This is a genomic window from Shewanella sp. HL-SH4, from assembly GCF_051164845.1.
Classification (GTDB): Bacteria; Pseudomonadota; Gammaproteobacteria; order Enterobacterales; family Shewanellaceae; genus Shewanella; species Shewanella glacialimarina.
The window spans coordinates 830053-849191 of sequence record NZ_CP195037.1 but is presented as its reverse complement, the minus strand read 5'-3'; the positions used below and the strand labels follow the sequence as shown (position 1 = coordinate 849191).

18 protein-coding genes are annotated in these 19139 nt (G+C 41.8%); 12 read left to right on the top strand and 6 right to left on the bottom strand.

The features are described from left to right. The 9 genes from pilW (at position 1) to ACRWQL_RS04645 (ending at position 9456) form a co-directional block, all read left to right on the top strand. Positions 1-789 (top strand): type IV pilus biogenesis/stability protein PilW, encoded by a 789-nt coding sequence (gene pilW / locus ACRWQL_RS04685; RefSeq protein ID WP_434928666.1) that lies wholly within the window; start codon positions 1-3, stop codon positions 787-789. Next, the gene (locus ACRWQL_RS04680) at positions 786-1838 is read left to right on the top strand and encodes a RodZ domain-containing protein (protein WP_434952609.1); all 1053 of its coding nucleotides are present in this window, start codon (positions 786-788) and stop codon (positions 1836-1838) included. The genes pilW and ACRWQL_RS04680 overlap by 4 nt, the downstream gene beginning before the upstream one ends. A gap of 129 nt (positions 1839-1967) precedes the next feature. Then, positions 1968-3083, top strand: a complete 1116-nt coding sequence (gene ispG, locus ACRWQL_RS04675; RefSeq protein ID WP_226410536.1) for a flavodoxin-dependent (E)-4-hydroxy-3-methylbut-2-enyl-diphosphate synthase — start codon at positions 1968-1970, stop codon at positions 3081-3083. A 108-nt stretch (positions 3084-3191) separates the two neighbouring features. Further along, positions 3192-4466, top strand: a complete 1275-nt coding sequence (gene hisS, locus ACRWQL_RS04670) for a histidine--tRNA ligase (RefSeq protein WP_226410535.1) — start codon at positions 3192-3194, stop codon at positions 4464-4466. 15 nt (positions 4467-4481) lie between these two features. Continuing rightward, the gene (locus tag ACRWQL_RS04665) at positions 4482-5102 is read left to right on the top strand and encodes a tetratricopeptide repeat protein (RefSeq protein WP_434928668.1); all 621 of its coding nucleotides are present in this window, start codon (positions 4482-4484) and stop codon (positions 5100-5102) included. Positions 5103-5113: 11 nt separating this feature from the next. Further along, positions 5114-6346 (top strand): outer membrane protein assembly factor BamB, encoded by a 1233-nt coding sequence (gene bamB, locus ACRWQL_RS04660; RefSeq protein WP_434928669.1) that lies wholly within the window; start codon positions 5114-5116, stop codon positions 6344-6346. A 104-nt stretch (positions 6347-6450) separates the two neighbouring features. After that, positions 6451-7914 carry a ribosome biogenesis GTPase Der gene (der, locus tag ACRWQL_RS04655; protein WP_226410532.1) on the top strand — a complete coding sequence of 488 codons (1464 nt, stop codon included), beginning with the start codon at positions 6451-6453 and terminating at the stop codon, positions 7912-7914. 229 nt (positions 7915-8143) lie between these two features. Further along, complete coding sequence (locus ACRWQL_RS04650) at positions 8144-8458, top strand: hypothetical protein (protein ID WP_434952608.1); 315 nt, start codon at positions 8144-8146, stop codon at positions 8456-8458. 11 nt (positions 8459-8469) lie between these two features. Beyond that, the gene (locus ACRWQL_RS04645) at positions 8470-9456 is read left to right on the top strand and encodes a BamA/TamA family outer membrane protein (RefSeq protein WP_434952607.1); all 987 of its coding nucleotides are present in this window, start codon (positions 8470-8472) and stop codon (positions 9454-9456) included. Positions 9457-9899: 443 nt separating this feature from the next. Here ACRWQL_RS04645 and ACRWQL_RS04640 read toward each other — a convergent pair whose 3' ends face one another. The 4 genes from ACRWQL_RS04640 to ACRWQL_RS04625 form a co-directional block, all read right to left on the bottom strand. After that, complete coding sequence (locus ACRWQL_RS04640) at positions 9900-11237, bottom strand: DUF3300 domain-containing protein (RefSeq protein WP_434952606.1); 1338 nt, start codon at positions 11235-11237, stop codon at positions 9900-9902. Positions 11238-11311: 74 nt separating this feature from the next. Continuing rightward, the gene (locus tag ACRWQL_RS04635; protein WP_434952605.1) at positions 11312-12658 is read right to left on the bottom strand and encodes an ATP-binding protein; all 1347 of its coding nucleotides are present in this window, start codon (positions 12656-12658) and stop codon (positions 11312-11314) included. Between the two features lie 5 nt (positions 12659-12663). Beyond that, a complete protein-coding gene (locus ACRWQL_RS04630) occupies positions 12664-13341 on the bottom strand; it encodes a response regulator transcription factor (protein WP_434952604.1) in 678 nt (225 codons plus the stop codon). A 2-nt stretch (positions 13342-13343) separates the two neighbouring features. Beyond that, positions 13344-13685: a PepSY domain-containing protein gene (locus tag ACRWQL_RS04625; protein ID WP_434928675.1), complete on the bottom strand. Its 342-nt coding sequence runs from the start codon at positions 13683-13685 to the stop codon at positions 13344-13346. A 258-nt stretch (positions 13686-13943) separates the two neighbouring features. Between ACRWQL_RS04625 and ACRWQL_RS04620 the strand changes: the two genes are divergently transcribed. Continuing rightward, positions 13944-14882 carry a choice-of-anchor H family protein gene (locus tag ACRWQL_RS04620; RefSeq protein ID WP_434952603.1) on the top strand — a complete coding sequence of 313 codons (939 nt, stop codon included), beginning with the start codon at positions 13944-13946 and terminating at the stop codon, positions 14880-14882. 129 nt (positions 14883-15011) lie between these two features. Next, positions 15012-15689, top strand: a complete 678-nt coding sequence (locus ACRWQL_RS04615; protein ID WP_434952602.1) for an OmpA family protein — start codon at positions 15012-15014, stop codon at positions 15687-15689. A gap of 122 nt (positions 15690-15811) precedes the next feature. On the opposite strand, the gene ACRWQL_RS04610 is transcribed toward ACRWQL_RS04615, so the two are convergent. Together ACRWQL_RS04610 and xseA are read right to left on the bottom strand one after the other, a co-directional pair. Then, entirely contained in the window at positions 15812-16045 is a 234-nt protein-coding gene (locus ACRWQL_RS04610) for a hypothetical protein (protein WP_434952601.1), read from the bottom strand. 96 nt (positions 16046-16141) lie between these two features. Further along, positions 16142-17467 (bottom strand): exodeoxyribonuclease VII large subunit, encoded by a 1326-nt coding sequence (xseA, locus tag ACRWQL_RS04605; protein WP_434952600.1) that lies wholly within the window; start codon positions 17465-17467, stop codon positions 16142-16144. 118 nt (positions 17468-17585) lie between these two features. Here xseA and guaB point away from each other — a divergent pair, with 118 nt between their 5' ends. After that, positions 17586-19058 (top strand): IMP dehydrogenase, encoded by a 1473-nt coding sequence (gene guaB, locus ACRWQL_RS04600; RefSeq protein ID WP_226410523.1) that lies wholly within the window; start codon positions 17586-17588, stop codon positions 19056-19058. Positions 19059-19139 lie beyond the last annotated feature (81 nt).

Sequence of the window (19139 nt, the reverse complement as noted above, 5' to 3'; positions counted from 1 at the left end):
ATGAAACAAGGAATACAGTACATTGCAATAGTGGGTTTATTAGGTGCATCTTTAAGTGGCTGTGTTACCGAACGAACTTACACCGGTACAGACATACCTGTTGCAGAGCGAGATATTGATAAAGTTGCTGCAGCGCGTGAACGTATGCAATTAGGGCTCACGTATTTACGTCTTGGTAATGGCGAGCAAGCTAAATATAATTTAGATAAAGCGATTGAATTTGCACCACACATAAGTGAAGTTCATGTTGCTATGGCTTATTATTATCAAACTGTGGGAGATTTAACACGCACAGAAGACGCCTACGGTGATGCAATTAAAGCCAGTGATGCGTCTGGTGATGCTAAAAATAATTTTGGTGTGTTTTTATGCCAGCAGAAAAAATATGCTCGCGCTGAAACCATGCTATTAGAAGCGATAGAAACACCCAAATATACCCGAGTCGCATCAAGTTATGAAAATTTAGGTGTGTGCAGCCGTAATAACGGTGAACCAGAAAAAGCGCGACAGTATTTTAAGATGGCGTTAAAATACGATCCGCGTCGAGGCAACACATTAATTGGATTGACAGAGTTGGCCATGGATGATGCCGACTATGCAGACGCTCGCAATATTTTATCAAGATATCATCAGGTTGCGAATGAAACTGCAGAAAGCTTAGCGTTAGGGATAAAAATAGAACAGGAAATTGGCGACATTAACGCCATGAAACGATTTGGTATTACCTTGATAGCCAAATTTCCAACATCTTCTCAAGCCAAAGAATATAGAGCAAACTTGCTTAAATGATAAAAGAACAATTAGACGAAACTACTGAAGTAGCAGCAGTATTAAATGACATTGCCACCGTCGGGGCAATACTTAAAGCAGCGCGTGAGAAAAAAGGTGTTACTGTTGAGGCGGTAGCATTGCAGCTGCATTTACGTCCCAGAATTCTGAATGATATCGAAGCTGATAATTTTACTAATATTTCATCTAATACCTATGCACGTGGTTATATCAAGAACTACGCGCGTTTTGTTGATGCCGATATTGTTTTAATAAAGCAATGCCTAGATCAGCAAATTCCTGAATATGTCCCTCCAACGATGCAAAGTTTCTCGCGTAAAACAACCCGTCAAGCTAGGGATAGCCGAGTAAACTTGGTCACCTATGCGATTGTGATTATTTTGCTAGCTATGTTGGTGTTATGGTGGGTACAGAAATCAGATGTATTAACTGAGCCTAGCTTCGCTTTACCAACAGTTGAAGAAATACAAGCTGAAACTGCCAATACTCAATCTGGGGTGTTAGTGCCGACTCAAAGAGATGTCGCGACTGGTTCCATCGAGGCAATTGAACCTACTAATCCGCAATCTGAGCAAGTAGGTACTACAGAGAATGAATTAATTCAAAATGCTGCAGAAACCAATCTAGGTACAAGTGAAGTCAATCAAACTGATAACCTTGTTAGCAATAGTAATGCCTCTAGTAACAATAGTTCTGCTAATCGCGATAACCTAAGCGCGACTCAACAGCCTAGTGTCACTGTGCCAGCGCCTATAGCTTCAATACCATCTGCTATGGCTGACAATAATACAGTTTCTAGTGCTAGTACCTCAGTTGTAACTATGGATGTGACAGCTGATTGTTGGATTAACCTTGTCGATGTTACTGGTAAAGTGTTGATCGATGGTGTTAAAAAATCAGGGCATAACGTTAAAGTTACAGGTGAAGCGCCTTTCAAGTTGATTTTGGGTGCGCCACAGTCGGTAACGTTAGCCGTTGATGGCAATAATATTGATTTATCTGAGTATACTAATGGCCGTGTGGCGCGATTAACGTTAACTAAGCCATAGTCCTAGTTTGGGTTTGCTGTTATTTTGCTAACTCAATTGCTTATGCATTCTGATGAATCAATTTTTTACGCTGATTGATTAGCCAAATTGATAAAACCAAATTGACAAAAATTAGTAGAGCAATATTGCATGTATAACGAATCTCCAATTATCCGCAGACCTTCAACACGCATTTATGTTGGAAACGTCCCGATTGGTGACGGCGCACCCATTGCTGTGCAGTCGATGACCAATACAAAAACCGATGATGTAGCCGCTACAGTTGCGCAAATTCTTGCCCTAGAAAAAGTGGGTGCTGACATTGTACGTGTTTCAGTACCGACTATGGATTCAGCCGAGGCATTTAAACTCATTAAGCAGCAAGTGAATGTACCCTTAGTGGCTGATATTCATTTTGATTATCGTATTGCATTAAAAGTGGCTGAATACGGCGCAGATTGTTTACGCATAAACCCCGGCAATATAGGTAATGAAGCCCGTATCCGCAGTGTGGTAGAATGCGCACGCGATAAAAATATTCCAATCCGTATTGGGGTTAACGGTGGTTCATTAGAAAAAGATCTCATGGATAAGTACCGTGAACCCACACCTCAAGCGCTAGTTGAATCGGCTATGCGTCATGTCGATATTTTAGACCGTCTTAACTTTGATCAATTTAAAGTCAGCGTAAAAGCCTCCGATGTATTTCTTGCGGTCGAATCTTACCGTTTATTGGCTAAGCAAATTAGACAACCATTGCATTTAGGCATTACTGAAGCGGGTGGTTTACGCTCTGGTTCCGTTAAGTCAGCAGTTGGATTAGGCATGTTACTCGCCGAAGGTATTGGCGATACAATACGTATTTCGTTAGCCGCAGATCCAATTGAAGAAATCAAAGTCGGATTCGATATTTTAAAGTCACTGCGTATTCGCAGCCGTGGTATTAACTTTATTGCTTGTCCATCTTGTTCTCGTCAAGAGTTTGATGTGATAGCAACAGTAAATGAATTAGAACGCCGCCTAGAAGATGTCACAACAGCTATGGATGTATCCATTATTGGTTGCGTTGTTAATGGACCAGGTGAAGCCTTGGTTTCCCACATAGGCCTAACGGGTGGCAGTAACAAAAGTGGTTACTATGATGATGGTGAACGTCAAAAAGAGCGTTTTGACAATAATAATATTGTTGATGGGCTAGAAGCTAAAATTCGTGCAAAAGCCCGTTTAATGGCTAACAGAATTGCTATCAGCGATAAAACCGAATAACTTTATGCCTTTACTAAACCTAAGGTTCTTTTAGGGTTACAGTATTGGTTATTTTTTATCAGCTAACTGAGATGCAGTTAGCTTAGCAACAGAATGGACGAGTTACCTGTGGCAAAACAAATCCAAGCAATTCGTGGTATGAATGATCTTCTACCCACCCAAAGTCCAGTTTGGCAAAAAGTCGAGTCGATTATTCGCTCTTCAGTGAGTGCTTTTGGTTATAGCGAAATTCGTACTCCGATTGTAGAAAGTACCGAACTTTTCAAACGTTCTATTGGTGAAGTCACCGATATTGTTGAAAAAGAGATGTACACCTTTGAGGACCGTAATGGTGACAGTTTAACACTGCGACCTGAAGGTACTGCATCAACAGTGCGTGCAGGTAATGAACACGGTTTACTCTATAACCAAGAGCAACGCTTATGGTATATGGGACCTATGTTCCGCCATGAACGTCCTCAAAAAGGGCGTTATCGCCAATTTCATCAGTTTGGTGTTGAAATTTACGGTATTGGTAGTGCTGATATTGATGCAGAAGTCTTGATGCTTTCAGCGCGATTATGGCAGCAGTTAGGCATTGAAGATCACGTATCATTAGAATTAAATACCTTAGGTGATCCAGCAGAGCGCGCCGCGTATCGTGATGCATTAATTGCGTTTTTAGAACAACACAAAGATGTGCTTGACGAAGACAGCAAGCGTCGTATGTATACTAATCCACTTCGTGTTCTCGATTCTAAAGATCAGCAAGTGCAGGCTTTATTGTCCGATGCGCCAGCGTTAATGGATTACTTAGGTGAAGACTCGAAAACACATTTTTCAACATTATGTGAACTCTTAGACGCTGTGGGTATCCAATACACCATTAATCCGCGTTTAGTGCGTGGATTAGACTATTACAACCGCACAGTATTTGAATGGGTAACAAGCAGTTTAGGCTCGCAAGGTACTGTATTAGCCGGTGGCCGTTACGATGGCTTAGTTGGTCAATTAGGTGGAAAAGATACTCCCGCAGTGGGTTTTGCTATGGGATTAGAGCGCATTGTATTGCTGCTTGAAACCTTAGAGCTTAATGATGATATTGCTCCAGAAGTTGATATTTATGTCACGGCAATGGGCGATAATTGTCTTGTTGAAGCGATTAAAGTCGCGCAAGAGTTGCGTCAGGGGCTACCAAGCCTTAAAGTCATGAGTCATTGTGGCGGTGGTAATTTTAAAAAGCAGATGAAGCGTGCTGATAAAAGCGGTGCACAATTTGCGTTAATTATTGGTGAGAATGAAATTACCAATAATCAAGTGGCTATTAAGCCGTTAAGAAACAATAACGAACAACAATTAGTTACCCGCAGTGAGCTGGTAGCTAAAATTGCAGAACTGATTTAGAAAGGGGAAGTGCGCGTGGAAATTTATAGCACAGAAGAACAACAAGTAGATGCTATCAAGCAGTTCGGTAAAGATTATGGCGCATCTATTATAGTCGGCGCTGTAGTAGGTTTAGGCGGTTTATATGGCTGGAATACTTATTCTGATATGAAAGTGACCGCATCAGAAGAAGCCTCTGAATCTTTTGATAAATTGGTTGTTAATGCAGCCAATCCAGCATTATTTATTGAAGGTGCTGAAAGCTTCGTTAAAGCTCATGACCAAAAAGGTTACCAAGCATTACTGGAATTAATGACAGCGAAAGCGGCTGTTGAGTCTGGTGATTTTGTTAAGGCTGAAGATGCTTATAAGCGCGTTATTGTCGCTAAGCCTGGCTCAGGTATAGATATGGTGGCAACGATCCGTTTAGCACGCTTACAAGCTGAGCAAGACAATGTTGGCACTGCATTAAAAACATTGGAGGCTGTCACTGATGATGCGTTCAAATCGCAACGCGAAGAATTAAAAGGTGATTTTTTGATTCGTCAAGGCGATGTAGACAGTGCAAAACAGGCATATCAAACAGCAATTGATAATGGCGGTGCATTAACTAATCCAGCATTGACAATGAAGTTAGATAACCTAAACAAAGCATAAGGAATTACCCAATGAAGTTATGGTGTAAAAATTTCCTTGCCGTTGGGTTAGGTATGGCCCTTATTTCTGGGTGTTCTTCAAACGATGTTGAAGAAGAGCCGGTTAGTGAGCTAGTCGAAATTCAAGCAAGTGTATTCCCTCAAGTGAGTTGGAGTACCAGTATTGGTAATGGCGTAGGTGATTATTACTCACAACTTCGTCCAGCAATACGTTATGGCAAAATTTTTGTAGCAGATCGCAACGGCAATGTGAGTGCCTATGATCAGCAAACCCTAGAGTTAGTATGGGAAAAGGACTTTTCTAGCGAGTTTGAAGAAAAACTGAACATTAAAACCAAAGGTATACGTTTAGCCGCCGGTATTACCGCTGCACGTGACAAAGTTTTTGTGGGCGGTGAAACCGGTCTGTTAGTGGCATTGGATGAAGCAACAGGTGATGTTGTTTGGTCAGTACAAGCTAACGGTGAATTATTATCTGCGCCCACAGTTGCAGAAGATGTCGTGACTGTTCACAGTAGTAAAGGTGCTTTTGAAGCATTTAATATCGACAGTGGCGAAAAGTTATGGAGCCATGACATGCAGCTTCCGAATCTAACCCTACGCGGTACAGGGTCGGCGGCATATGAAGCTGGTGGATTTTTTATTGGTACTGCTGATGGTAAAATTGCTGTTGTAGTTAAAAACAGTGGCCAAATTGCTTGGGAGCAAGCTATTTTTACCCCAACTGGCGGTAATGAATTTACCCGCATGGCTGATGTGGATATGACGCCATTGATTTTAGGGGACAATTTATACGCCATTAGCTATAACGGTAATTTAGTTTCCATGGAGTTACGCACTGGTCGAGTGATTTGGTCACGTAAGTATTCAAGTTTTAACGAACTTGCAGAAGCCGGTTTAAGTTTATATTTAGTGGATGATCGTAGCCGAATTTATTCGGTTGATCGCCGCAATGGACTGGAACTTTGGAGCAATTCGACCCTTAAAAATCGTGAACTTACTTCACCAGCCATTATTGGTCAGTACTTAATTGTAGGCGATTTTGAAGGTTATCTTCATGTATTAAATCGTGAAGACGGTGCCGTTGTTGGCCGAGTTGAAGTTGATAGCGATGGCTTATATGGCCAACCTTTGGTTGTAGATGATAAAATTTATCTACAAACTCGCAATGGTACATTAGCTGTTGTAACCCTAAACGGTGACGGCAGTGTTGCAACAAACGAAGAAGTTGCTGCTGACGAATAATTTCGCAGCAGCAATTTTTAGACAATAGAGTATAATGTACTCTATTAGAGCCCCTGGAAGCTTTCTGGGGGCTTTTTATTGAGAAGTATTTTAGAGGCAAAATCATGATCCCTGTAGTGGCCCTTGTTGGGCGACCCAATGTCGGAAAATCGACGTTATTTAATCGTCTAACACGCACCCGTGATGCATTAGTCGCCGACTTTCCTGGCTTAACTCGTGACCGTAAATACGGCCGAGCGTTTTTAGCTGGCTATGAATTCATTGTGGTTGATACCGGCGGTATCGATGGCTCAGAAGAGGGGATCGAAACTAAAATGGCAGAGCAGTCATTAGCTGCTATTGAAGAAGCTGATGTTGTTTTGTTTATGACCGATGCAAGAGCAGGCTTAACGGCTGCTGATTTAGCTATCGCTCAACATCTACGTAGTCGCGATAAAGTCACCTTTGTTGTGGCTAATAAAGTCGATGGTATTGACGGTGACTCTGAGTGTGCTGAGTTTTGGTCGCTTGGTTTAGGTCAAGTGTATCAAATGGCCGCGGCTCAAGGCCGTGGCGTTACCAACATGATTGATTACGCCTTAACACCTTATGCTGAAGCTATGGGCATTGTTCGTATCGAAGAAGATACCGGTGATGTAGTTGAGCGTGAATATACTGAAGAAGAAGCTGAGGCTGAACAAGCTCGCTTACAAAGCTTGCCGATAAAGTTAGCGATTATTGGTAAACCCAATGTCGGTAAATCAACGCTTATTAACCGTATTTTAGGTGAAGAAAGGGTTGTTGTTTATGATGAGCCTGGTACCACCCGTGACAGTATTTATATTCCGATGGAACGTGAAGGTCGTGAGTATGTCCTTATCGATACCGCAGGTGTTCGTCGCCGCAGTAAAGTACATGAGGTCATTGAAAAATTCTCTGTTATTAAGACCCTTAAAGCCGTTGAAGACTGTAACGTTGTGTTACTTGTTATTGACGCCCATGAAGGTATTGCCGAGCAAGATTTAGGTTTGTTAGGTTTTACCCTAAATGCTGGCCGGGCATTAGTTATCGCGGTAAATAAATGGGACGGTATTGATCAAAATATTAAAGACCGCGTAAAAAGCGAATTAGACCGCCGTTTAGGTTTTATCGATTTTGCTCGTATTCACTTTATTTCTGCACTTCATGGTACGGGTGTAGGCCATTTGTATGAATCTATTGAAGAAGCTTATGATAGTGCGACACGTCGTGTGAGTACTTCAATGTTGACTCGTGTTATGCAAATGTCTCAAGATGATCACCAGCCACCATTGGTGAATGGTCGCCGAGTTAAGCTTAAGTATGCCCATGCTGGTGGTTATAATCCGCCAATCGTCGTGATACACGGTAACCAGGTAACTAAGTTACCCGATTCGTATAAGCGTTATATGATGAATTATTTCCGCCGTTCATTGAAGGTGGTTGGTACGCCAATTCAATTACGTTTCCATGAAGGTGCTAACCCGTTTGAAGGCCGTGGCGAGAAGTTAACTTTAAGCCAAGAGCGTCGTCGTAAACGTGCTACTAGCCATATTCGTGATCGCAAATAAGATTGTGATTCATAAAAAGCCTGACTTGTTCAGGCTTTTTTATTTTTAACATGCCTGCCTATTGGTCTGCTTATTAGATAAAGCTTAATGATGTTTATATTAAATCAAGCTTTCTAGTATGGGCTACTGAAGCGGTATAATGATTCGATGATAGCTAATATATTTTTGAGCGTTTCAATATTTTATGTGATTTTTTAAGTCTCTATAGATTTAGCCGCTAGGGAGTTTAATGAACAGACAATACCGAGTATTAATCGTTTTGGCTTTTCTCTATCCTGGGATGATTCATGCCGCACCCGCTGCGAATGTTAAATCTTCAGTGAATCGGATAGACAATAGCGCAAAAGTGAGAGAACAACTCATTTTACCTTATGCTTTTAGCACCGATACTATGGGAGTTAATTTAGGTGTGGGTGCCATGTTAAGTGGTTACTATCAAGATCAAATGACGCTGGGGTTAACGGGTTTTACCGGTGATGTCAGTAGCGGGATTGGTGGTGGGGTATGGAACTTTATGTTACCTAAAACCGATCGGTTTTTTTAAGTGTCTACGGCATGATCGGCTATTATCCACAGCAGCGCGCTTATGCTGATCCTAGAGAAAGTTTTATTGATCAACATATGCCACTTTCAGGTAGTAATGATTCTTCTGCGGAGCAATATTTAGAAGCTAATGGCTCGTCCAATTGGTTTGATATTAAATTAGAATACGCTTTACCTTGGGGAGCCACGGAAGCAGGTGGCTTGGTCAATTATGAGATTAAAAATGGTTTATTAGTTTCAGCGCCAAGCGGTGGCAGTCAATGGAACCCATTAACCACTGGCGCTTCGGTATTAGTGCTTAGGCAATTTAACCGCTACCAGAGTTTTGAATTTGAAAATGACAAACTCGATGGGGCAGTCCATGCTATCGAGTTAGGCATTTTATACGACAATACTGATTTTCCGATTAACCCGTCATACGGTAGCAGTCAATACTTATCCATTTCCCATGATGCAGGATGGTTAGAGTCAGATAGCCAGTGGTCTTTTATCAATTTAGATGTTAGTAAGTACTTCTCTATAGGTCCTTCTGAATATGCTAGCCAAAGGGTCATTGCTTTGAATTTCTGGACCGGTTACTCGCCGTCCTGGGAGTTAGAATATAATGACAATAATGATCGCCGAGTCACAAATAGCGCCCCCTATAATGAAGGGGCTACTTTAGGTGGTTTTTATCGTATGCGCGGCTACGATCAAAATCGTTTTCATGATAAAGCGGTTATTTATGGCACTGCTGAGTATCGTTATACCTTGAAGGCCAACCCAATCGAAGATATCCGTTGGTTACGTTTTTTGCACTTAGATTGGTTTCAGTTAGTGGGTTTTGTTGAAGCAGGGCGAGTGGCAGAGTCGTATAAGGCGAGTGAATTATTAAGCGATATAAAATATGACTATGGGGTATCAATTCGAGCCATGATGGCTGGATTAGTTATCCGCACTGACTTAGCAAAATCGGATGAAGGCACTAATGTGTGGATAATGGTTGATCATCCGTTTTAATTCGCATTTTTACTGTCACCACGACGATGGCGCTATGATGTTAATATTAGCCTAGCGCTCAAGCTTAACTATAACGGATTAGTAAAGTCTGCTAATTATGGGCCAAATGATGATCAAAAAAAGCTAACACAATCGTGTTAGCTTTTTTGCACTAGACAAACTATTATTATTATTAACGCTCGATTCCACGCGATTTTGAACCACTGGTATTATGGCTAGGTTGTCTCTGTGGCGCAGTTCTCGCCGATGACTGCCTACTGCTATCTGTTTGCCTATTACTACTGGCCTGCCTGTTAATCTCTTGTCTTGCTGGCGGCTGTGCTACCTGATGGCTCGGCTTACTTGATATTTGGTTATTAAAGCTCTGATTACTCGGTTTTTGACGCGACAGCTCTCTGGTATTATTCAGCTCCCTCGACGCTTTAGCTGGCTGTTGGTCAGCGTTATTGGTTTTGTGTACGCGTAACTTGTGTAGTCGTTCTGGTGTTTCTATCATTGTTTTTATATTGTGCAGGTTCCTTTTGGCGCTGCAGTTCGCGACTGACTCGGTCGTGTTGGCCAGGAGTAGTATTGGGTTTAGTATTCAGCTGTTTATCGTTCAACTGTTTATTATTTAACTCTCTATTCTTTAATTGGCGCTCTTCGATATTGCCCGAGCGATTGCCGATGAATGCATCATCTCGAGTCATTTTGTTATTTGAATAATTTTGGCGTTCTTTGCCCGCTAGCTGTAATGATTGATTCACTCTATGCTGAGGTGAATTATCCACTTTATAAGCCGCTTGACTGTTATGTGAACGTGGCTCTTTGTTCAGTGTTCTGCTTTGTGCTTGCTGCGTGTTATTACGCATGCTTCTCGCCTGTTGGTGTTGTTGATAACGCTGTGGTGAATCATAACGTTTACTCACCGAGCTGCTGCGATAGGCTACCCCATGGCGATGGGTAGGTTGATGCTTCCAGCGCTTCGCACCACTGCTGTAGGCAATTTTACGTGAAGGTTGATAGTAATTGCTATGACGGTGATTAATCACAACCACACGACGTTGAGACCAATGTACAGAGCCAAAGAAGTAGTTAAAATTAACATAGACACTAGGTCCCCAATAAATGGGTCTGTGGTATGCATAGACTGGGCGGGTGTACCAATATACTGGCGGATAAGCGTGCCAATACCAGTTACCATAAACCACTCGAGTGTCGTAGTAAGGCACATAAATCACTTCTGGCTGAGCAGGCTCAATAATGATCTGTTTCTCTACTTTGGTGACTCGCATATTGTCCATGTTATCAAAGCTATTAGCGTCATCCGCCTGGCGGCGCAAGGTTTGCACCATGGCTAATACGGCTTCTTCATCTTGCAAGAAGGCATCCCCTAGGTTTTGAACCCAATCAAGGTCGTTATTTAGCTTTTCTAATACGCTAGGAAAAGCGGTTAATGCGATAACACTAGGGTCCCATGACTGACCTTCAGCAAACTGCATTCTGGTGCTGACATCGAGATCTTTTTGTTTTTTCACCCAGCGATTAGCCTGGACTAGCTCTAATGGATAGGTAGTGGCAATCAGAATGTGAGTTAACAGACTATCAGGGTATAACGCGATAGGGGCGAGTATTTGCGCAAGTTCAGCTTCTGAAATAGTCTCTTCAGCGATACCTTGTTGTCTTTGCTCAGATGTTGATTGAGCAGCGTGGGCACTAAACAATGGCATGGCAATAATGACAACTGACATCATCGCAAATATGCGTATAAATAGTGACGGTAGTGAGTTAGTCCATTTCATATTATCTCCAACACTCTGGCTAAGTTAGGGTGATAATACAAAACTGAAAATGAACATAAGCTGAAAGCAGAATTTTATAATGTAAATGTTAGGCTAAATTTTGCGCCACCTAAATCGTTTGATTTACCGACATTCAGTTTTCCTTGATAGCTATTGACTAAGTCACTCACTATCGCCAGCCCAATACCGTGACCTTGCTGATAAGTATCAGCACGCGCTCCGCGTTCAAATATTAAGGTTTGCTGTACTTCAGTCAGCCCTGGTCCATCATCCTCTACAATGATATGTAAGGAATCTATGGTGGTTTCAACAGTTAGTAATACTTGATATTTTGCTGCTTTACAGGCGTTATCAAGTAAGTTGCCTATCATTTCACTTAAGTCTGTACTGTCGCCTTTGAAAATCGCAGCTTGGTCATTATGTTGCGTGAGCTGATAATCAATATCCTTGTGACTGTCATGGTAAATTTTACTTAAGGTACGGACTAACTTTGTTGCGGTGTCGTCGACATTAACCCCTAAGTGCCAGGCATTTGCGGCGACGCTTTGTGCTTTTTTCAGCTGGTAACCAATAATATGATTGATATGATCAAGCTGCTCATGGCTATCTTGATTTAATTCGGGCTGAGATTTAATCACTGCTAATGGGGTTTTTAAGCTGTGGGCTAAATCTGATAAGGCATTACGATAGCGTTTACGTTGTTGCTGTTCAGTATGCAATAACACGTTGAGCTGTTTTGCAAGAATGTTTAATTCATTGGGATACTGTTGATTAAGTTCAGTCAGTTTACCTTGTTCAACCAGGGTTATTTCATCGCTGAACTGGCGTAAAGGCTTAAGTGTCCATGCCAGCCAAATAGCTTGAATTGCCACTAAAAATAGCATCAATATACCAATCCAACTCCACAGAGTACGATTAAACTCACGGGCCTGTAATTGATAATCTGATTCATCTTTAATGATGTGGATTGTTATGGGAATAAGTTGCTTGTTAAGGGCAAAGCTAACGGTAAAACTAAACACAACATGTTTAGTTTTATCTATTTTAATCCGGTAAAACTGGCTTTCACCGACCGGTGGTTGTTGTAGCGTTGGGGTTTTAAGGCCGAAAAAAGACCCTGAAGACCACACCACTTTATGTTGTTCATTACTGACCAATGCATATAAACCTGAGCCAATAACATTGAATTGATTTTCGACCAAATGAGGAGGCATGTTGACGTCGCCATTGTCGACTTCTGTGACCGCCAATATGCTATACATATAGGCATTTAGCTGGTTTTCTATCGATAAGGCGATTTGTCTCTCGAAGGCTTTATTGACCGTAAAACCAATAGCTGGCAATAACACCACTATCAGTAACAAGCCACTTAATACAAAGCGGGCTTTGAGTGAATGTCGCCAATGCCTAGTTGCTGTCATGATGGTTAATCTTGCAAAGAACGCAGGCGATAACCTTGGCCACGCAAGGTTTCAATCAATTGATATTGATTGTCGGGGTCGAGTTTTTTTCTAAGCCTGCGAATAAATACTTCAATAACATTAGAATCTAAATCAAAGTCTTGGTCGTAAATATGTTCAATTAAAGTCGATTTTGAAATAACTTCACCTTGATGCAACATCAAATATTCAAACAATTTAAATTCAGAACTGCTTAGGGTGATTGGCTGTTGCAGAAGGCTTAACGCTAATGTTCGGGTATTTAATTGCAAAGGGCCGTTATTGATAACAGGGCTGGCTTGCCCGGCAGAGCGACGAATCAGTGCATTTAAACGAGCGGATAATTCTTCTACTTGAAAAGGCTTGGTTAAGTAGTCATCAGCCCCAGCATCTAAACCTTTTACTTTGTCTTGCCAACCATCTCTAGCCGTTAAAATTAAAATAGGGTAGCTGATCCCTTGCTGACGTAATTGTTCAATTAAGCTAATGCCGTCAATTTTAGGTAAGCCGACATCGATAATCGCCGCATCAAATAGAGTTTCTTGGGCTTGAAATAAGCCGTCCTCACCATCAGATGCTACATCAACACTGTAATTTGCCTGTTGTAAATGCAGGACTAGATTGGCTTGTAAGCTTAAGTCATCTTCAACTAATAATATGCGCATTGTTAATTCCTCGACACTGCGCCGGTAACGGCATTTACGCTAGCATAAAACACTACGCCATCATTACTGAGTAATTTAACACTATACCCTGGGTTGCCATTCACTTGGCTTGACTGTACCCGCAATACTTTGCCACCAAATTGGCTTTGAGCACGACTTGAGGCTTGTTGAGGGCTTCTTATCACTAAATTTTGCTGCTTATTATTTTGTGGTCCGGGTTGCTGCAACACGGCAAGGTTAAGCACAACTGACGATATTTGAGCGGAACTAGGCAAGCTAATGCATAGCAAGCTACACAGCAGGGATACCAATATCATTACGCTTTTTAAGGGAGCCAGATTCATGTGTTATTCCATTTAGCCAAATTAGTACGCGGTTGAAGGATTCACTGCGATCACAATAATGGTGAGTCATTTTTTGCAAAATCAATCATCAGTGTAAAAGATCCTCTTCAGTTTAGAAACCGTTAACAAACGATAAGATTGATTATCGAATAATGAAAATGAATACAGACTGAATATAAAATTTTTCTATTCGTTCAGCTTCGATTCATTTTGAATAGTCTTTAATGCACTTAAGCGAGAAGTCATTAAGGAATTATTATGCAGTCGAATTACTCAAGATTAGCGACACAAGTAAAGGGTGTTCTTATTGGTAGCATGATTATGGGCAGTTTATGCGCATCGTCATTGGTTATCGCCGATAATAATATATCTACGCCGCATGCTGTAAGTGAAGGTCGAGTGGTTAACAATCAAGCTGCGACTTTTGTTAATGAAGACAGAAAAAATCAAATTGAAAAGCTTAAGCAAAGCGCAAAGCGACTCAATAACAACCAAAGTGTAAGTAAACCATTATTGATAGACCGTGATGCACGTATTGCAGCATATCAACAAGGAACAATCGCGCTACCTGAGCTGAAGTTATCTGAGCAAAAGCCCGCCCTAACTAAGAATGCAACTAAACTGACTCAGGTAACTCAATTACAGGTTCAGCAGCAACAGCAAACCTATGTTGGTTATCGCGATTTCTCTGTCTATCAAGCCCATAGCCGCTTGTTTGACGATATTGATCAAGACGGATTCTACCAAACCTTTAGCGTGACATTCGATGCTGACGTGTATGGTTATACCCTTAATGAACCGGCCAATGTGTATGCCGAGATGTATTTAAGCCGTAACGGAGGGCCTTGGGAGTATTATTACACTACCGATGTATTTACCATTTATGGTGAATCAGAAGATGATGATTTTGAAGTGCTGACCACATTGAGCCAAGGGTATAAAACTGATTATTACGATGTGCTAATCGATTTATATGAGTACGGTTATACCGATGTGGTTGCAACCTTAAGCGCAGATCAATCTGATGGGTTATATGCCTTGGCATTAGAAAGCAGTGATCGTGATGTAATTTATCAAGAAGTCATCGTTGAAGAAGTGGTGATAGTTGAGGGGGGAAGTCTGTCATGGGGCGTATTATTACTACTATTTGCAGGCTTATTCAGCAGACAGGTGATGTCTCTAAAAAATCATAAGTAATAAAGATAGTAAAGAAGCGAGTAATCGTTACAATCACCTTCATTTCGAACATTGCCACGTACTAAGTTTACAGGTGATGTTAAAAAGTGGTGTTAATAGCCGCTAAATGTTTTAAAAAGAGAGTAAATAATGAGTCATAAAGTAATGAGCAATGTTGTTAAAGTTGTATTCGCATCAGGTGCGCTTTTATTATCGGGTTGCCAACTACCTAATCCCTATACAGGTGAAGCTGAAAACAGCAAAGCAACTAACGGTGCCATTATTGGTGCAATAGGTGGAGCCGTTATTGGCGTGGCATCATCAAGTAAAAAAGATCGTGCTAAAGGTGCAGCCATTGGTGCCGCATCGGGTGCTGCGTTAGGTGGTGGTATTGGCTATTACATGGACGTGCAAGAAGCTGAATTACGCAAGCAGTTAAAATCGACTGGCGTAAGTGTCACCCGTAATGGTGATAATATTATCCTTAATATGCCTAATGATGTGACCTTTGCGGTTGATCAAACTGTACTGAGTGCGCGCGCTAAATCAGTATTAAACAGTGTGGTATTAGTTGCCAAAGAATATGATAACACCCGCTTAAATGTCATTGGCTACACCGACAGTTCAGGTTCTGATTCTTATAACTTACGTTTATCGCAAGTGCGAGCCAGCGAAGTTGCTCAATATATTACTAGCCAAAAAGTCAGTGGCTCACGTGTATCTTCTACAGGTATGGGCGAATCAAGCCCTATAGCCAGCAATGATTCTGAGCAAGGTCGTGCGCAAAACCGTCGTGTTGAAATTGTGCTTACCCCTATGGGTAAGTAGTTGGACACTCGCTGTCGTTAGCAGCGTAATGCGCTAACAAACACAAAAGCCACCTTGCGGTGGCTTTTGTGTTTAAGCTGTTTTTTATTTTCGAACTAATAAGCTCAATAAGCAGTCAGAGGTTATTTGTATGTGGCAGGCACTTCTTTGGAGTCTTTGACTGATATATCTTTTTTAAGTGTTAATACAATCATCATAATAATACTTAAAAAGGGGATGAAACTGGCAATAAAACCTATTGCGGTAGTCATCGCTGGATTATCTGTTTTACGTTTTGCCAGTAAAGCTATAATAACGGTAGATATAATTAGCCAAACAATAAAAAATTGGCCTACAAAAGTTGCATCAATACTCATTGATAGAAGTCCTTATCTATAACATTATTTTCCAGCTTATCTTTTCATTATATTATCCGCAACCTAAACGTTACAGGGTTAAAGCATAGTATGGGCTCAAATCACTTTTGATATCACTTGCCCGTTTTTCAACTGGGTTGTAAGCCGGTCACCTGAGTTCACCTTGGTGGCATCAGTTAACACATGATCATTGTGTTTGGTTATCGAATATCCTCTGGTTAATGTTGATAATGGGCTAACAGTCTCTAAGTGGTGCACCGCTTGTTTGAGGCGTAACTCGGCATGGTTAAAATACTGTTTGGCTGCGTCATTAAAGCGCGTCTCTAAAAACTGTAAGCGATTAGCTTCAACTTTTAAACTATTCACTGGTGAGCATTGTTGTAGCCTGCTGTGTAATTGTTGCTGTTGCATCGCCAAACGGTTTAAACGATGTTGTAAGGCATGTTGTAAACGCATTTGCATTTCATCAAAACGTTGTTCAAATTGCTGTAAGCGTCTCGCGGGATCATGACGTTGTAGTTGATGTTGTAGTTGATTTAACCGACTTGATTGATGTAATTGGTAATGACGAATACTTTGTTGTAAACGCGACAACATCAATGCCAGCTTTTCGGCTTTATTGCCTTTGTCTTTTGATAAGAGTTCAGCCCCAGCAGAAGGCGTTGGCGCGCGTACATCGGCAACATAGTCACTGATGGTGGTATCTATCTCATGCCCCACAGCGCTGATAACAGGGATTGAACTGTTATAAATAGCATGGGCGAGTAATTCACTATTAAAGCACCACAGGTCCTCTAGCGAGCCACCACCACGGGTTAATAGTAATACATCCACTTCAAGGCGCCGATTGGCTATTTGAATCGCATTACAAATCAACTGACTTGCCGGACCGCCTTGCACTTGTGTCGGATAAACAATAACTTCAATAGAGGGGTCTCGCCTTGCGAGTACATGCAGTACATCGCGAAGGGCTGCACCCGTTGCAGAGGTTATTACCCCAATACGCTGGATGTTATCAGGCAGTGGGCGTTTAGTATCTGCGGCAAATAATCCTTCTGCTGCCAATTTCATTTTTAGCGCTTCATATTCTTGCGCTAATAAACCATCACCTGCAGGCAACATAGATTCAATTAATAATTGATAATCTCCACGGGGCTCATAAACGCTGATCGCGCCTTTGACTAATACTTGCTGGCCATTAACAGGGCGAAAACGCACTGCTTGATTACGACCTTTAAACATCGCACAGCGAATTTGAGAGAAATTATCTTTAAGCGTCAGATACCAATGGCCAGATGAGGGCGATGAGAAGTTTGAAATCTCGCCATTAAGCCAAATTTTACCCAATTGACCTTCAAGAATTTGCCTGACTTCGCCGTTTAATTTGGAGACGGTATAAACATTGTTTTTTGTGGCACTCATGACTGTTCTTATTCTAAGGGTAATAAAAAGCTATTTTCCATTTACCAACTGCAATATGCAAGGTATAATCTCGCCGCAATATTTCACCTCAAATCCTACTTACTAGGGAGATGTTGCCATGCTACGTTTACTGAAAGATGCACTAACCTTTGATGATGTGTTGTTGGTTCCTGCCCACTCGACCGTACTCCCTAATACCGCTGTGCTTAAAACTCGTTTAACCAATAAAATCGAACTAAACATTCCACTTGTGTCTGCTGCTATGGACACTGTGACTGAATCTCGTCTTGCTATCGCTATGGCGCAAGAGGGCGGTTTAGGTTTTATTCATAAAAATATGAGTATTGAGCAACAAGCCGAAGAAGTTCGTAAAGTTAAAAGTTATGAAGCTGGTATCGTTCAAGACCCGGTTACCGTAACCCCTGCAACAACCTTAACAGACCTACGAGAGTTAACAGAGCGCAATGGTTTTGCCGGTTACCCTGTGGTGAATGATGCCCATGAACTTGTGGGTATTATTACCGGCCGTGACGTACGTTTTGTGACTGACTGGAGTAAAACTGTTGCTGACATGATGACGCCAAAAGATCGCTTGGTGACTGTCGCTGAAGGCACTAAGTTAGATGAAGTGCAAAAATTAATGCACTCTCATCGTATTGAAAAAGTTCTCGTGGTTGATGGTAACTTTAAACTTAAAGGCCTAATCACAGTTAAAGATTTCGAAAAAGCTGAGCGTAAGCCGAACGCATGTAAAGACGAATTAGGTCGTTTACGTGTCGGTGCTGCGGTTGGTGCAGGCCCTGGCAATGAAGAACGTGTTGATGCCCTCGTAAAAGCTGGTGTTGACGTGTTATTAATTGACTCATCACACGGACATTCAGAAGGCGTATTACAGCGCATTCGTGACACCCGCGCTAAATACCCTGATTTACAAATTGTTGGCGGCAACGTGGCAACGGCTTCTGGCGCATTAGCGTTAGTGGAAGCTGGCGTAAACGCGGTTAAAGTCGGTATTGGCCCTGGCTCAATTTGTACTACACGTATTGTAACTGGCGTCGGTGTGCCACAAATTACTGCGGTATCTGATGCGGCCGAAGCTGTGCTTGCACTGGGTATTCCGGTTATCGCTGATGGTGGTATTCGTTTCTCTGGTGACTTAGCCAAAGCATTAGCTGCTGGTGCATCATGTATCATGGCGGGTTCTATGTTTGCTGGTACTGATGAAGCTCCGGGTGAAACCGAGCTTTACCAAGGCCGTGCTTATAAGTCATATCGTGGTATGGGCTCACTTGGCGCAATGGGTCAGACTCAAGGCTCATCAGATCGTTATTTTCAAAGCGACAACGCTGCAGACAAGCTAGTTCCTGAAGGTGTTGAAGGCCGCGTACCTTATAAAGGTAAGCTGAAAGAAATTATCCATCAACATATGGGTGGCTTACGTTCATGTATGGGCCTAACTGGTTGTGCGACCATTAAAGATTTAAATGAAAAAGCGCAGTTTGTTAGAGTGACTTCAGCTGGTATGGGTGAATCACATGTTCATGATGTGACCATTACTAAAGAAGCACCGAACTACCGTTCAGGCTCTTAATCGATTAGTTTCCGATAACAGAGTGACACAAAGTCGCTCTGTTTGACACTATTTCAAATGGCTTAAACACTGTGTTTAGGT